The following is a 14,596-nucleotide window of genomic DNA, read 5'->3' as shown; positions in this document are numbered from 1 at the left end:
TTGCCACTCTTTTGCCGTTGGGCCGATGATGTAGCCTTTGTGGGGCGCCCCGCTAAGCGCCTCATGCTGCGCAAAAAAATTGCAGCATCGGCGGACTCGATGGCACGGGCCGTTTTTGGAGAGGTGCTCAATGCAGGTCGGTATCAACTATGTCGCCCGCAGCACGGAGCGGATGCGGTATTTCGCCAATGATTCGAGCCGTGACACCGTCATCCTCGATCCCCGCCCGATGGCGATCCGCAATGCGCGGGAGATCGGGGCCACTCTGGACGGCGAAGGGTTCGCGCTGGTGCCGCATCGCAGTGTCGTGACCGACTTTGCGGACGCGGCCGAGGTGAAACGGGTGCATCCCGAAGAGATAGCCGAATTGGTGCGGCGCGTGTCGGGCGCGGACGAGGTTGTGGTGACCGGGACGGGCGTGTTGCGGTTCGCCGAGCGCTCGACGCTTTCCGGTGCGCTCGACAATTCGAAGCCGGCACGATTCGCCCATGTCGATGTATCCGATGCCACCGCGGTGCAGTTCGGCGTACGGTCACTACCCGCCGGTGCCGACGAACCGCGGAGGATCGCGCATTACAACGTCTGGCGCGCGCTCTCGCCGGCGCCTCAGGACGTGCCGCTTGCCTTGTGCGACGCGCGTAGCGTCGCGGCCGCCGACCTGCTGCCGGCGGACGCGATGTTCGACCAGGACGGAGAAATAGCCTGGTCATTCGAGGGGCTGGTCGTCACCCATTCGCCGGCGCATCTTTGGCATTGGTTTCCGGATCTCACACGCGACGAGGTCATCGTGTTCAAGACCAATGACAGCGATCCCGACCGCGCACATTCGGTGCCGCATGTCGCGTTCGACGATCCCCAATGTCCGGCCGATGCGGTGCCGCGCGCCTCGATCGAGATGCGCGCGATCGCCTATTGGTTCTAGGGTGCCTGGCCGCTACGCTCCGCCCAGCGAGGTTTTACGTTCGCATCGGCCTTATAATTCGTTAGTCTAACATACAAATAATATGCGGGCGGACGCTGTCGGGACGGACGAAATTTCTTGTTCCGCGTGGTCGACCGAAAAAAGGGAGGAGGACGGCGTGAAACATCAGGATCCGCGCATCACGATCGATGAGGCGCCGATGGGCGCGCTTCAGATCGCGGCGGTGGCGATCACCGTAGGGTTGAATGCGCTCGACGGATTCGACGTGCTGTCGATCAGCTTTGCCGCACCCGGAATCGCCACCGAATGGGGAATCGACCGCGCCGCGCTGGGCGTGGTGCTGTCGATGGAACTGATCGGCATGGCGGTGGGATCGATGCTGCTCGGCGGCGTCGCCGACCGGATCGGACGACGGCGGACGATCCTCGGCTGCCTGGTGGCGATGGCGGCGGGCATGTTCATGGTCACCACCGCGCACGACATCGTCACCTTGTCGGTCTGGCGCGTGATAACCGGGCTCGGCATCGGTGGAATGCTTGCCGCGATCAACGCGGTCGCGGCCGAGTTCGCCAACCGGCGCCGCCGCAATCTCTCGCTCGCGATCATGGTGATCGGCTATCCGATCGGCGCGGTGCTGGGCGGCTCCATCGCCGCCCAATTGCTCAAGGGAAGCGATTGGCGCGCGGTGTTCGAATTCGGCGCGATCGTCACCGCATGCTTCGTGCCGTTGGTCTGGTTCCTCGTTCCGGAACCGGTCCAGTTCCTGATTTCGCGCCGCCCGCCGCGCGCGCTCGATCGCGTCAACGCGACGCTGGCCCGAATGGGGCACGCGCCGGTCGATGCGCTTCCCACGGTTTCGCCGGACGAAGACCGCGCGTCGCTGATCGACATTCTCAAGCCGGGCCTTCGGGCCACGACCTTGCTGCTGACGCTCGCCTATTTCGCGCATATCGTCAGCTTCTACTTCATTCTCAAATGGGCGCCCAAGATCGTCGTCGATCTCGGGCACGCGCCGGCCCAGGCCGCCGGCGTGCTGGTGTGGGCGAATGTCGGCGGTGCGGTTGGCGGCGCGGTATTCGGGCTATTTGCCCAGCGCTTCGCGTTGAAGCCGATGACGATCGGCGTACTGCTGGTCTCGTCGGTGATGGTCGCCTTGTTCGGCGCCGCGGGCGTGCGCTCATTGTCCGGCCTCGCTATGCTGGCCTGCGCGTCGGGGCTGTTCACCAACAGCGCCGTGGTTGGGCTCTATACGATCTTCGCCCGGGCATTTCCGACCCATGTGCGCGCGACCGGTACCGGGTTCGCGATCGGCGTCGGGCGAGGCGGGGCGGCGCTGTCGCCGATCCTGGCCGGCCTGTTGTTCAATGCGGGGCTGCCGCTGGCGGGAGTCGCGATCGGGCTGGGAACGGGGTCGCTTGTCGCGGCGCTCGCGCTGATGCTGGTCAAGCTGCGGTTGGATGACGCGAAATAGTTTGTTTGGCATACATTTCGAGAGGTGGCCGACGCGATAGCGCCGTCTCAGCAAGATGGTCTTAAAGCGGCAGTCCCACGTAATTTTCGGCGATCGCGGTCTGCATCGCCGGCGACCCGGCGAGATAATCGAGCTCGGCCTTTTGCATCCGGCGCTCGAACGCTCCGTCCTCGGGAAAGCGGTGCATCAGCTTGGTCAGCGACCAGCTGAACCGTTCGGCTTTCCAGATCCGGGCTAGCGCCCTTGCTTGATAGTCCAGCAATCCGCGCTCGTCGCCGCGTCCGAAAAACCCGATCAGCGCGTCCGACAGATAGGCGACATCGGATGCCGCGAGGTTCAATCCCTTGGCCCCGGTCGGCGGGACGATATGTGCGGCGTCGCCAGCCAGGAACAGGCGGCCGTGCCGCATCGTTTCGAAAACATAGGACCTGAGTGGCGCGATCGACATTTCGAGTGCGGGCCCGCGCGTCACCGGATGATCCGCGAGCGGGGCGAAGCGCCGTTCGAGTTCGTCCCACAGCCGGTCTTCGGGCCAATCGTCCAGCCGTTCACTCGACGGGACCTGGATGTAATAGCGGCTGCGCGTCGCCGAACGCATCGACGCGAGGGCGAAGCCGCGGTCGCTGTTCGAATAGATCAGCTCGGGATGGCATGGCGGGACATCGGCGAGGATGCCGAGCCAGCCGAACGGATATTCCCGTTCGAAAACGCGTTCCGGGCTGGCCGGTATCGCCTTGCGCGACGGTCCGTGAAAGCCGTCGCAGCCGGCGATGAACGCGCAGTCGACACGATGGACGATCCCGTTCTTGGTATAGCTGATCGAAGGGGCGTCACTGTCGGGATCGTGGATCGCGACCTCGCCCGCCTCGAACACGATCTCCAGCTGCCGCTCGGACGCCGCCGCGATCAGGTCGCGCGTCATTTCCGTCTGGCCGTAGACGACGACATGCTTGCCGGTCAGCCGCGTGATGTCGATGCGGATCACATGCTCACCGTCGGCCAGGTTGAAACCCTCTTCCCGGATGCCATGCGCTTTCAAGCCTGCGTCCACGCCGAGCCGGCCGAGCAGATCGGTCGTCAGCGTCTCCAGCACGCCCGCGCGGATGCGCGCTTCGACATGCGCGCGGGTCTGGCGCTCGACGATCAGACAGTCGATTCCCTCGGCGCGCAGCAAATGGCCCAGCAACAAGCCTGCAGGTCCGCCACCAACGATCGCGACCTGCGTTCGCCGCGTGGTCACGATCCGGCGAGCTGCTTCTCGAGCGCGTCGAGGACGCGGTAGCACGGCATGACCTGCGCTACGCTGGCATTGGGTTCGCGGCCCTCGCGAATGGCGGCAACGAATTCCCTGTCCTGCAACTCGATGCCGTTCATCGACACGTCGACCTTGCTCACGTCGACAGGCTCTTCTTTGCCGGTGACGAGGTCGTCATAGCGGGCGATCCAGGTGCCGTTGTCGCAGATATAACGGAAGAAGGTGCCGAGCGGCCCGTCATTGTTGAAGCTCAGCGACAAGGTGCAGATCGCGCCGCTTTCGGCCTTGAGCTGGATCGACATGTCCATCGCGATGCCCAGCTCGGGATGGATCGGCCCCTCGATTGCATTCGCCCGGACGATCGGTCCCGCCTGATAGGCGAACAGGTCGACCGTGTGCGCGGCATGATGCCACAACAGATGATCGGTCCAGCTCCGCGCCTCACCCTTGGCATTGATGTTCTGGCGACGGAAGAAATAGGTCTGCACGTCCATCTGCTGGACGGCGAGCTCGCCGGCCGCGATCTTGCGATGGATATATTGGTGCGAGGGATTGAACCGACGGGTGTGGCCGACCATCGCGATCAGGCCGGTTTCCTGTTGCCTGCGCAGCACTGCTTCGCCGTCGGCCAGATTGTCGCACAGCGGAATCTCGACCTGCACATGCTTGCCCGCGTCGAGGCATTGCAGCGCCTGGCTGGCATGCATCTGGGTCGGCGTGCACAGGATGACGGCGTCGAGCCCCGGCTGATCGAGCGTTTCGGCCAATTCTGTGGTGGCATGGCCGATGCCGTATTTGGCTCCGATCGCCTGGGTCGGTTCGAGCCGGCGGCCGACCAGGGAGATCACCTCGACCCCGTCGATCTTGGCCAAGCCGTCCAAATGTTTCTCGCCGAAAGCGCCGGCGCCGGCGAGGGCGATACGAAGCGTCAATGCGTGTCTCCTGATCGGAATCTGGGCGGGGAGGCCGCTATTCGGCCGTCAGCGCCGCGTGGTAGTCACCGCCGGTCATATCCAAGCCTTCGCCATTGTCGGGCCGCAGCACGATATGGCCGATCGCGGTATTGCTGCACGGCACGTGATAATGGCGGTGCAGCGCGCGGGTGCGCTTGCCCAGAGCGCCGCGCATGATCAGCCACATCACCATCTCGATCCCTTCGGACCCGGTCTCGCGGAGATACTCGATATGCGGGATGCGGCGCAGATGGTCGCTTTCGCCGATCAGCCCGTCGAGGAAGCGATTGTCCCATTCGGGATTGATCAGCCCCGCGCGCGGACCCTGAAGCTGATGGCTCATGCCGCCGGTGCCCCAGACCTGGACATTCAGATCCTCCGGGAAGCTCGCGACGGCGCGCGCAATCGCCTCGCCGAGCGCCCAGCAGCGATTGCCCGAGGGTGGCGGATAAGTGACGACGTTGACCGCCAGCGGGATGACTTTGCACGGCCAGGCATCGGGCTTGCCGAACATCATCGTCAGCGGAACGGTCAGGCCATGATCGACGTCCATCTCGTTGATGATGGTCATGTCGAATTCGTCGAGGATCAGGCTCTGCGCGATATGCCAGGCGAGATCGGGATGGCCTTCGACCTCGGGCACCTGACGCGGTCCCCAGCCTTCGTCGGCCGGCCTGTAGCGCTCGCCGCAGCCGATCGCGAAGGTCGGAATGATCTTCATGTCGAAAGCGGAAGCATGGTCGTTATAGACCAGGATGACGACATCGGGCCGTTCGGCCTGTTCCCAGGCGCGGGTCCAGTCATAGCCGGCGAAGATCGGGGCGAAATAATCGTCGGAATCCTTGCCGAAATCGGAAGCGACGCCAAGCAGCGGCACATGGCTGGAGGCGACGCCGGCGGTGATGCGCGCCATCTCAGCGGCTCCCTTCTTTGTCTTGCTGGTTGGCCTTGATCGAGCGTTGGCCCTCGGGCGAGCGGCCGCCGGCGACCATCATCTTGGTGTAGTCCTCGAAATTCATGTCGGTCATCGTCGAGACCGCCTGGGCAAAGCTGAACCCGTCGGTCGAGAACAATTTGGCGAGGAAATAGACATTGCCGCCGAGGTCGAGGCAGCGATTGTAATCGCGCGCCAGAAGGGCGTCCTTCTGGTCGTCGGATAGCGGCCATTCGTCGAGATAGGCGCGCTCGTCCGCTTTGAAGCGCTCGCGATTTTCCGCCGTCATCAGGCTCATCGCGAACTGGTTCATATGGTAACCTTGGCGCGCGCGTTTTGCAGTGAACACGCGCGTGCCGGGAATGTCGTCCAACTCGGCGAGGTACGAATGGATGTCCTCGGGCTCGCTCATCGCCCCTTCTCCTTCAATTGCTGGTCGAGGCGCGGGAAGACGCGGCGGGCATTGCCCTCAAAGATCGCGTGCCGTTCGCTATCGTTGATCGGCAGCGCGTCGACATAGCGTTTGGTATCGTCGAAATATTGGCCGGTTTGGGGATCAATCCCGCGCACCGCGCCGACCATCTCGCTGCCGAACAGGATATTCTTGCTGTCAATCACCTTGGCGAGAAGGTCGATGCCGGGCTGGTGATAGACGCAGGTGTCGAAGAACACGTTGTTCATGACGTGCCCGGCCAGCGCCGGTTTCTTGAGCATATCGGCCAGACCGCGATAGCGGCCCCAATGATAGGGCACCGCGCCGCCGCCGTGTGGGATGATGAAGCGCAATGTCGGGAAATCGCTGAACAGGTCGCCCTCGATCAACTGCATGAACGCAATCGTGTCGGCGGCGATGTAATAGGCGCCGGTCGCGTGCAGCCCCGAATTGCAACTGCCCGAGACGTGGATCATCGCCGGCACGTCGAGCTCGACCATCTTCTCGTAGAACGGATACCAGAAACGGTCGGTCAGCGGCGGCGCGGTGAAATGGCCGCCGCCGGGATCGGGGTTGAGGTTGCAGCCGATGAAGCCGAATTCGGTGACGCAGCGCTCGAGTTCGTCGATCGACCCGGTCAGATCCGCCTTCGGGTTCTGCGGCAGCATGCAGACGCCGGCGAAAACATCCGGATAGAGATCGACGCAGCGCTTGATCAGGTCGTTATTCACCCGCGCCCAGGCCATCGCGACCGCTTCGTCGCCGACATGCGGCGCCATGGCCGAAGCGCGCGGGCTGAAGATCGTCATGTCGGCGCCGCGTTCGCGGATCAGCCGGATCTGGTTCGCTTCCAGGCTTTCGCGGATCTCGTCGTCGGAGATGGCGGGGTAGGGGGGCGGAGTCCGGCCCTCCTTGAACGCGGCCTTTTGCGCCTCGCGCCAATCGCTATGGGCGGCAGGCACCGTGGTATAATGGCCGTGGCAGTCGATCACCAATGTCATGCAGCCTGGTCCTTCGAACGATCGAGCAACGCCGCGACCTTGGCGTCGAGCGTGGCAGCGGGCGTCATCGCGCGCGACCCGATCGCGCGCTGGCGCTCGACCGTTCCGCGGCTCATCGCCGATCCGGTGCCGAGCGCGTCCAGCGTCCGCACCACTTCCTCCATCTCGGCCGCGCGGCGCAGGCCATGCACCATCATCCGGTCGAGATTGTAATCGGCCCGGCGACCCCAATTGGCGCCCGGCCAGCTGGCGTCGAGCGAGGCGATGACTTCGTCGCGCACGCCCGCCGCTTCGGCCGCCAGTACGCATTCGGCGGTCAGCGCCTCGATCCCCTTGACCATCACCGACCGGATCATCTTGATCGCCGAAGCGGTACCGACGCCGCCGGCGATGACGCGGACATTGCCGAAGCCGGTCGCGCCCAAAGCCTTCGCCGCCCGTTCGGCTTGGGGTCCGCTGACCAGCAGCGGAACGGCACGCCCGGCGGGATGCACCGGTGCCATCACCGCCACGTCGACATAATGCGCGCCGGCTTGCTCGATCGCACCCGCCGCCTCGCATTTCGTCTGCGGCGCGACCGAGTTCATGTCGCAATAGACCGCACCCCGCTCGATGCCGCGCGCGGTTTCGCGGGCCGCCGCGAGCGCCTTGTCCGCGGTCACCAGCGACAGGATCAGCCCGGCGCCTTCGACCGCGGCCTGGTTGGTCAATGCGCCCTGCACGCCCAGCCGGGCGTAATCGTCCAGCTTGGCCCGGCGGGTCGGGCCGACATAGGTCTTGCGGTCATAGGCGCGGGCTGGGCCGCCGAGTCCGTCGGCGAACGCCTGCCCGGCTTCGCCAAACCCGATAAAGGCAATCCCTCCGTCCATTGCCCAGCGCTAGCCTTTATGGCCGCCGACGCCCCAATCGGTTTGCCGGGATCGCTATCGGAATTCCTGAAGTCCGGATCAGGCGATGGTCGCGCGCAGCAATTCGATAAAGCGCGCCTGGGGCAGAGTCGGCCGCCAGTGATCGCGCGTCGTGATGCCGATCGTGCGCGTGCTGTGTTCCAGCCGCGGGCCGATGGTCGTGAGCATCCCGCCATCGACTTCCAGCGCCACCTGGTCGGGTGACAACAGGGTCAGGAAGTCGCCATCGGCGAGCACGCCGCGAATGACCATTACCGATCCGCATTCGATCGGTGCGCGGGGACGGGGATGCCCGGCGAACAAGGCTTCCCATTGCAGGCGGAGCGGCGTCCCGGGCTGGCCGACAATCCACGGATAGCCGGCCAGTTGCTCCAGCGAGGGCTGCTCGACCCGCGCCAAGGGATGGCCGGCGCGGCCGATCACCGCGAGCCGGTCGATCATCAACGGCATCTGCACGCAATCGGGCGGTGCGGCCGGGCGAAGCGCGCCGATCATCAGGTCGAGCACGCCATCGCGCAACGGATCGACCAGCTCGCGCCACGATCCCTCGACCACGTCGATCATCGTCCCGGGATAGTCGCGGGTGAACTGGGCGATCGCGGCTGGCAGGATCAGCGCGCGGCAGAGCGGCATGGCGCCGACCACCACGCTGCCGCCGCCCTCAGGCTCGGCCGCGACTTCCGCGATCAGCGCGGCGAGTTCGCTCCGCGCCAGCCGGATTCCCCGGGCCAGCTTGGTGCCTGATGGCGACAGCGCGACGCCGCGGCCGCGCCGTTCGACCAGCGGCGTGGCGCAGAGCTGTTCGAGATCGCGGACCGCGCGATGAATGGCCGGCTGCGACAGACCCGTGGCATCGGCTGCACCGACGAAGCTACCGGCATCGGCTACTGCAAGAAACGCGCGCAGCTGCGTCGCGGTCATCAGCAATTCGGGCCGCGCGAAGCTGCGCGCGCCGCCTCGCGCGGTGGCGCGGGTGGCGACGGTCAGATGGTTGAGCGCGGCATCGACGCGTTCGCTCGCCAGCCGACCCTCGGCCGTCGCCGACATGCCGTCGGGGTGGCGTTCGAACAGCGTCGCGCCGAGTTGGCGTTCGAGCTTGGCGAGGCCTTGGGTCAGCGCGGGCTGCGACAGGCTCACGGCCTCGGCGGCGGCGCTCATGCTGCCGTGGCGGACGATCGCCGATATTGCTCGCAAATGCCGGATGTTGAGATCGAAGGGCTTGGTCATCGGCGGCGATCATAGCAAAAACTTATCGCTGGGGGATAATTGTGAATGCCGCCCCGCCAGCGCCTTCTCTAGCGCTGACGGCGAAATGTTTTGAGGCGAGGTGGACATGGCTGGTCGAGTGGTTCGCAACATCGCGCGCGCCGACGCGTCGGTAATCGATGGCCTGGCGCATGCCGGCGTCGCCACGGTGCACGAAGCGCAGGGCCGGATCGGACTGCTCGCGAGCCGGCTGCGGCCGATCTGGCCGGGCGCACGGATCGCGGGGTCGGCGGTGACGATCTCCGCGCCGCCGGGCGACAATTGGATGGTCCATGTCGCGATCGAGCAGTTGCAGGATGGCGACATCCTGGTGCTGGCGCCGACCAGTCCGTGCGAGGACGGCTATTTCGGAGACTTGCTGGCGACGTCGGCGATGGCGCGGGGCTGCCGCGGGCTGGTGATCGATGCGGGCGTCCGCGACGTTCGCGACCTGACGCAGATGGGTTTTCCGGTCTGGTCGAAGGCGGTGTTCGCGCAAGGGACGGTCAAGGCGACCCTGGGATCGGTCAACGTGCCGATCGTCTGCGCGGGTGCAGCGATCGAGCCAGGCGACGTGATCGTGGCGGATGACGACGGCGTGTGTGTGGTCCGGCGGGCCGATGCCGCCGCCGTGCTCGAACAGGCCCAGGCGCGCGAGGCGAATGAGGAATCCAAGCGCCAGCGGCTGGCGGCGGGTGAGCTCGGTCTCGACATCTACGACATGCGCGGCAAGCTCGCGGCGATGGGGCTGAAATATGAGTGACTTGGCCGCCCCGGGCAGTCAGGGCATCCGCTGCATGTGGATGCGCGGGGGCACGTCGAAAGGCGGGTTCTTCCTTGCCGATGAACTGCCCGCCGACCCCGCCGCACGCGATGCTTTCCTGTTGCGCGTGATGGGATCGCCCGATCCGCGCCAGATCGACGGCATGGGCGGTGCCGATCCGTTGACCTCTAAGGTCGCGGTCGTCTCGCGGTCGACCCGGCCCGGTGTCGACGTCGATTATCTGTTCCTGCAGGTGTTCGTCGACCAGGCGATCGTCACCGACGCGCAGAATTGCGGCAATATGCTCGCCGGGGTCGGTCCGTTCGCGATCGAGCGCGGTCTGGTCGCGGCGGCCGGCGAGGAGACCCGCGTCGCGATCTTCATGGAGAATACCGGGCAGATCGCGGTTGCTACCGTGCGGACGCGCGATGGCGCACCGGTCTATCATGGCGAGGCGCGGATCGATGGCGTGCCGGGTACCGCGGCGCCGATCCCGCTCGAATTCCGTGATACCGCCGGGTCGTCCTGCGGCGCGTTGCTGCCGACCGGCAACGCGACCGACGAGATCGAAGGCGTCGCGTGCACGCTGATCGATAACGGCATGCCCTGCGTGGTGTTTCGGGCGGAGGATGTCGGAGCGACCGGCTATGAAGATCGCGAGACGCTCGACGGCGATACCGCGCTCAAGGCGCGGATCGAGGCGATCCGGCTCAAGGCGGGGCCGTTGATGAACCTGGGCGATGTGACCGCGAAGTCGGTGCCCAAGATGATGCTGGTGGCGCCGCCGAAACATGGTGGAGCGGTGACCGCCAGAAGCTTCATCCCGCATCGCGCGCATGCCACGATCGGCGTGCTGGGCGCGGTCAGCGTCGCCACGGCCTGCCTGGTTCCCGGCTCGCCCGCCGCCGCGGTCGCTGTTATTCCGGACGGATCGGTCAAGACGCTGTCGGTCGAGCACCCGACCGGCGAAATGAGCTGCGTGCTGACGCTCGACGACAACGGCCAGGTCGCGACCGCCGCGTTGCTCCGCACCGCTCGCAAGCTGATGGATGGCGAGGTGTTCGCATGACTCTCGACGCGAATGGGCGCATCCGCAGCTGGACGGAATCGCCCTCGACGCCGCATTTCGTTCCCCCGCCCGGCGCGATCGACGCGCATTGCCACGTGTTCGGACCGGCCGCGCAATTCCCGTTCAGCGCCAAAGCGAAATATCTGCCGCAGGATGCCGGGCCGGACATGCTGTTCGCACTGCGCGACCGGCTGGGGTTCGACCGCAACGTGATCGTTCAGGCGAGCTGCCACGGCACCGACAACGCCGCGACGTTGGACGCGATCGCACGATCGGACGGCAAGGCGAGGGGAGTCGCCGTGGTCGACCCCGCCATTGGCGAAGCTGAGTTGCAGGCGCTGCACGACGGCGGCTGCCGCGGCATCCGCTTCAATTTCCTCAAGCGGCTGGTCGACGACGCGCCCAAGGACAAGTTCCTCGACGTAGCGCGGCGGCTGCCGCCGGATTGGCATGTCGTGGTCTATTTCGAGGCCGATATCCTGACGGAATTACGGCCGTTCCTCGATGCCATCCCGGTGCCTTTGGTAATCGACCATATGGGGCGCCCGGATGTCACCCAGGGGCCCGATGGCGCCGACATGCAAGCATTCCGCCGGTTGCTCGACAGCCGCGACGACATCTGGTTCAAGGCAACCTGTCCCGACCGGCTCGATCCTGCCGGAGCGCCCTGGGACGATTTCGCCGCCGCCGTCGCGCCGCTGGTCGCCGATTATCCCGATCGCGCCCTCTGGGGCAGTGATTGGCCGCACCCTAATATGCAGGACGCGATCCCCGACGACGGCGCGCTGGTCGACATGATCCCGCGCATCGCCCCGACGGCCGAACTGCAGCGCAAGCTGCTGATCGAAAATCCCGAACGGCTATACTGGCCCGAGACAATCGGCTGAACCCACCTCTCCCGGGGCAGCTCGGTTCGCGTGAGTCCATGGCCGCCATTCGCTCCAATCCAAGCCGACGGGATCGGCGAGCGCTACTAAGCTTCCTCAGACCGTTCGAAGCGGCCGGGTTCAGGGGAGGACAATTTTGCGCACGTCAATCATCGGCATCCTGTTGGGGACCACCGTCATCCTGCCGTCGCTCGCGCATGCGCAAGCGGCGCCCGCGACGCCACCCCAGCCGGACCCGGCCCAGGTCGAGACCAATAGCGGCATTCCCGATATCGTCGTGACCGCGCAGAAGCGGTCCGAGAATGTGCAGGACGTGCCGATCGCGATTTCGGCCTTCACCGCCGATACGCTGAAGGAGCGCGCGGTCACCAGCATTTCGCAGCTGTCGGCGATCGCGCCCAACGTCAATCTCGATGCGGGAACGCCCTTTTCCGGCTCCACCGCCGTTCTCTCCGCCTATATCCGCGGCATCGGGTCGGACGATTTCGCGTTCAACATCGATCCGGGGGTCGGCATCTACCTCGACGGCGTCTATCTGGCGCGAACGGTCGGCGCCAACCAGGACCTGCCCGATGTCGAGCGCGTCGAGATCCTGAAGGGACCGCAGGGCACGTTGTTCGGCCGCAACACGATCGGTGGTGCGATCTCGATCGTCACGCATGACCCGGGCAAGACTTTCCGCGTCAGCGGCGACATCACTACCGGCAGCTTCAACCTCCTCCAGGCGCGCGGCACGGTCGATATCCCGATTACCGACGGCCTGTCTTCGTCGCTGACGTTCGGTGTGCGGACGCGCGACGGCTATCTGAAGCGCATTCCCTATCCCGATGCGCGCGCGAACAATTCGCCGTCCTTCACCGCTTTCGACGCCGCGGGATATGACAGCGCGCGGAGCGAAGGCGCCAATGACAATTTCAACCTGCGCGGCAAGCTCAAATGGGACAATGGCGGCCCGGTCCGACTGACCGTGTCGGGTGATTACAGCCGCGACAAGGGAACATCGGCGAACAAGCTGCTGGGAACCGCCGAAACTGTACCGGGCAATTTTGCCGGCACGACCAATCTGCCAGGCACGGCCTTCGACCCAACCGGCACGACCGGCTTCCTGTTCGCGGGCCTGTACAATTTCTGTATCGGCGCCACCTCGGCGCAGATCGCCGCGCGTGGCGCGCAGGCGCTGTGCGGCGTGACGAGCACTCAATACAGCCCGCAATTCAAGCTGCCGAGCGTGGCCAGCGTCAATGTCGACGGCAACCCCAACAATGACCGGTTGCCATGGGACAGCCGCTTCGTCACCGCAGATCCCAATCGCAGCTACGCCACCGGCAACAGCTATTCCGACCTGAAGAATTGGGGCGTGTCGGGCATCGTCGATATCGACCTGGCGAAGAACTTCGCGATCAAGTCGATCACCGCGTATCGCGCTCTCCATTGGAATGCCGGTCTCGATGCCGACGGCTCGCCGCTCAACTTCCTGCAGCTCAGCTTCAAGATGAACCAATGGCAGTTCAGCCAGGAAGTGCAGCTGCTCGGCAAGGCGTTCGACAACAAACTCAACTATGTGCTTGGCGCCTATTATTTCAAGGAAGCCGGCGACCTGCATGATTATGTCACCTTCGCCGAAGGGCTGGTCCAGGTCGACGGTCCCAACACGCTCAAGACCGAGAATTATGCCGCCTTCGGGCAGGTGGATTTCCGCCCGATCGACCTGATCGGAATCACGCTGGGGGGGCGCTACACGCGCGAAAACAAGCAATTCGAGGGCGGGCAGCAGGAGCTCAACGGGTTCAACTACAAATTGTTCGGCTGTTCCGACGCCAATGGCAACATCACGCCCAACGGCCCGTTCCCGCTGGCGCCAGTGACTTGCCAACAGGGATTGTCCTTCCCCGATCCGAGCAATCCGGTCCGCGTCTATGTGCCGGGCGTCAACCGCAAGACCTTCACCAACTTCTCGCCCAAGGTCGGCATCCAGCTCCACGCCGCCAAGGACATCCTGCTCTATGGCAGCTGGTCGAAGGGCTACAAGACCGGCGGCTGGACCACGCGCCTGACCAATCCGCAGGGCAATGTCGCGCCGGGTTTCGATGAGGAAAAGGCGACGACCTGGGAAGCTGGCGTCAAATCGACCTGGTTCGATCACAAGCTCCAGCTCAACGCGGCCGCCTATACGACCGACTATCAGGGTATTCAGCTCAACATCCAGATCGGGACGTCGCCGACCATCGCCAATGCCGGCAATGCCCGGATCAAGGGCTTCGAGGTGGAGATGGTCGCAGCGCCTGTGGCCGGCCTGACGATCAACGGATCGGTCGGCTACACCGATGCCTATTACACCTATGTGTCCCCGGCCGCGGCTGCGGTGGGCGGCGCCAATATTTTCCAGGCGGGAACGCTGGTAGGGGCGTCCTTGCCCAAGACGCCGAAATGGCAGATCAGCCTCAGCCCTCGCTATGAGACCAGGCTGGGGAATGGCGGAGCGCTGGTGTTGCTCGCCGACTGGAGCCATACCACCAGCGCGTGGAACGACGCGCAACGCACCTATTTATTGTTCCGGCCCACGACCAATACGGTCAATGCCAGCCTCACCTATCGCGAGCCCGGCGACCATTGGACGCTGACGGTCGGCGGCACCAACCTGACCGACGGCCGCTACCTCACCTCGGGCGGATCGAACGTATCGGCGGGGGTCTTCTTCGGAAGCTATAACCGGCCACGTGAATGGTATGCCAAGTTCGGCTTCCGGTTCTGATCC

Annotated in this window: 13 protein-coding genes; 6 read left to right on the top strand and 7 right to left on the bottom strand. The window is 65.1% G+C overall.

The genetic code is table 11. The annotated features are described in order from the left end of the window. Positions 1-130: 130 nt before the first annotated feature. Together AC1DRD_RS08195 and AC1DRD_RS08190 are read left to right on the top strand one after the other, a co-directional pair. Complete coding sequence (locus AC1DRD_RS08195) at positions 131-922, top strand: CmcJ/NvfI family oxidoreductase (protein WP_478030279.1); 792 nt, start codon at positions 131-133, stop codon at positions 920-922. A gap of 157 nt (positions 923-1,079) precedes the next feature. Continuing rightward, positions 1,080-2,393, top strand: a complete 1,314-nt coding sequence (locus tag AC1DRD_RS08190; RefSeq protein WP_478030277.1) for an MFS transporter — start codon at positions 1,080-1,082, stop codon at positions 2,391-2,393. A gap of 61 nt (positions 2,394-2,454) precedes the next feature. On the opposite strand, the gene pobA is transcribed toward AC1DRD_RS08190, so the two are convergent. The 7 genes from pobA to AC1DRD_RS08155 all read right to left on the bottom strand — a co-directional run bounded on the left by pobA (position 2,455) and on the right by AC1DRD_RS08155 (position 9,104). Beyond that, the gene (gene pobA, locus AC1DRD_RS08185; RefSeq protein ID WP_478040995.1) at positions 2,455-3,633 is read right to left on the bottom strand and encodes a 4-hydroxybenzoate 3-monooxygenase; all 1,179 of its coding nucleotides are present in this window, start codon (positions 3,631-3,633) and stop codon (positions 2,455-2,457) included. Next, positions 3,630-4,580 (bottom strand): Gfo/Idh/MocA family oxidoreductase, encoded by a 951-nt coding sequence (locus AC1DRD_RS08180; protein WP_478040994.1) that lies wholly within the window; start codon positions 4,578-4,580, stop codon positions 3,630-3,632. Before AC1DRD_RS08180 ends, pobA begins: the two co-directional genes overlap by 4 nt. 37 nt (positions 4,581-4,617) lie before the next feature. Then, positions 4,618-5,514, bottom strand: coding sequence for a class III extradiol dioxygenase subunit beta (locus AC1DRD_RS08175; protein WP_478040993.1), 897 nt, complete (start codon positions 5,512-5,514; stop codon positions 4,618-4,620). Position 5,515: 1 nt separating this feature from the next. Next, complete coding sequence (gene ligA, locus AC1DRD_RS08170; protein ID WP_478040992.1) at positions 5,516-5,947, bottom strand: protocatechuate 4,5-dioxygenase subunit alpha; 432 nt, start codon at positions 5,945-5,947, stop codon at positions 5,516-5,518. Continuing rightward, on the bottom strand, positions 5,944-6,969 hold the full coding sequence (locus AC1DRD_RS08165; protein ID WP_478040991.1) for an amidohydrolase family protein: 1,026 nt from the start codon (positions 6,967-6,969) through the stop codon (positions 5,944-5,946). The genes ligA and AC1DRD_RS08165 overlap by 4 nt, the downstream gene beginning before the upstream one ends. Continuing rightward, positions 6,966-7,838, bottom strand: coding sequence for an NAD(P)-dependent oxidoreductase (locus tag AC1DRD_RS08160; protein ID WP_478040990.1), 873 nt, complete (start codon positions 7,836-7,838; stop codon positions 6,966-6,968). Before AC1DRD_RS08160 ends, AC1DRD_RS08165 begins: the two co-directional genes overlap by 4 nt. A 78-nt stretch (positions 7,839-7,916) precedes the next feature. Next, a complete protein-coding gene (locus AC1DRD_RS08155) occupies positions 7,917-9,104 on the bottom strand; it encodes a LysR family transcriptional regulator (protein WP_478040989.1) in 1,188 nt (395 codons plus the stop codon). A gap of 106 nt (positions 9,105-9,210) precedes the next feature. On the opposite strand from AC1DRD_RS08155, the gene AC1DRD_RS08150 reads away from it, so the two are divergent. The 4 genes from AC1DRD_RS08150 (at position 9,211) to AC1DRD_RS08135 (ending at position 14,593) form a co-directional block, all read left to right on the top strand. Further along, positions 9,211-9,885, top strand: a complete 675-nt coding sequence (locus tag AC1DRD_RS08150; protein ID WP_478040988.1) for a 4-carboxy-4-hydroxy-2-oxoadipate aldolase/oxaloacetate decarboxylase — start codon at positions 9,211-9,213, stop codon at positions 9,883-9,885. After that, positions 9,878-10,954 carry a 4-oxalomesaconate tautomerase gene (locus AC1DRD_RS08145; protein WP_478040987.1) on the top strand — a complete coding sequence of 359 codons (1,077 nt, stop codon included), beginning with the start codon at positions 9,878-9,880 and terminating at the stop codon, positions 10,952-10,954. Before AC1DRD_RS08150 ends, AC1DRD_RS08145 begins: the two co-directional genes overlap by 8 nt. After that, positions 10,951-11,841, top strand: coding sequence for an amidohydrolase family protein (locus AC1DRD_RS08140; protein WP_478040986.1), 891 nt, complete (start codon positions 10,951-10,953; stop codon positions 11,839-11,841). The genes AC1DRD_RS08145 and AC1DRD_RS08140 overlap by 4 nt, the downstream gene beginning before the upstream one ends. Positions 11,842-11,977: 136 nt before the next feature. Beyond that, positions 11,978-14,593 (top strand): TonB-dependent receptor, encoded by a 2,616-nt coding sequence (locus tag AC1DRD_RS08135; protein ID WP_478040985.1) that lies wholly within the window; start codon positions 11,978-11,980, stop codon positions 14,591-14,593. The last annotated feature ends 3 nt before the right edge of the window (positions 14,594-14,596 follow it).

The sequence above is a fragment of the Sphingomonas sp. P4_G2 genome (assembly GCF_056401155.1).
The sequence above is the reverse complement of the archived record's forward strand: the minus strand, read 5'-3'. Positions and strand labels throughout refer to the sequence as shown.

Coding starts and splice junctions, on each gene's coding strand:
- AC1DRD_RS08175 (WP_478040993.1), bottom strand. CDS start 5,514: ATGGCGCGCATCACCGCCGGCGTCGCCTCCAGCCATGTGCCGCTGCTT.
- AC1DRD_RS08145 (WP_478040987.1), top strand. CDS start 9,878: ATGAGTGACTTGGCCGCCCCGGGCAGTCAGGGCATCCGCTGCATGTGG.
- AC1DRD_RS08155 (WP_478040989.1), bottom strand. CDS start 9,104: ATGACCAAGCCCTTCGATCTCAACATCCGGCATTTGCGAGCAATATCG.
- AC1DRD_RS08140 (WP_478040986.1), top strand. CDS start 10,951: ATGACTCTCGACGCGAATGGGCGCATCCGCAGCTGGACGGAATCGCCC.
- AC1DRD_RS08195 (WP_478030279.1), top strand. CDS start 131: ATGCAGGTCGGTATCAACTATGTCGCCCGCAGCACGGAGCGGATGCGG.
- AC1DRD_RS08150 (WP_478040988.1), top strand. CDS start 9,211: ATGGCTGGTCGAGTGGTTCGCAACATCGCGCGCGCCGACGCGTCGGTA.
- ligA (WP_478040992.1), bottom strand. CDS start 5,947: ATGAGCGAGCCCGAGGACATCCATTCGTACCTCGCCGAGTTGGACGAC.
- AC1DRD_RS08160 (WP_478040990.1), bottom strand. CDS start 7,838: ATGGACGGAGGGATTGCCTTTATCGGGTTTGGCGAAGCCGGGCAGGCG.
- AC1DRD_RS08165 (WP_478040991.1), bottom strand. CDS start 6,969: ATGACATTGGTGATCGACTGCCACGGCCATTATACCACGGTGCCTGCC.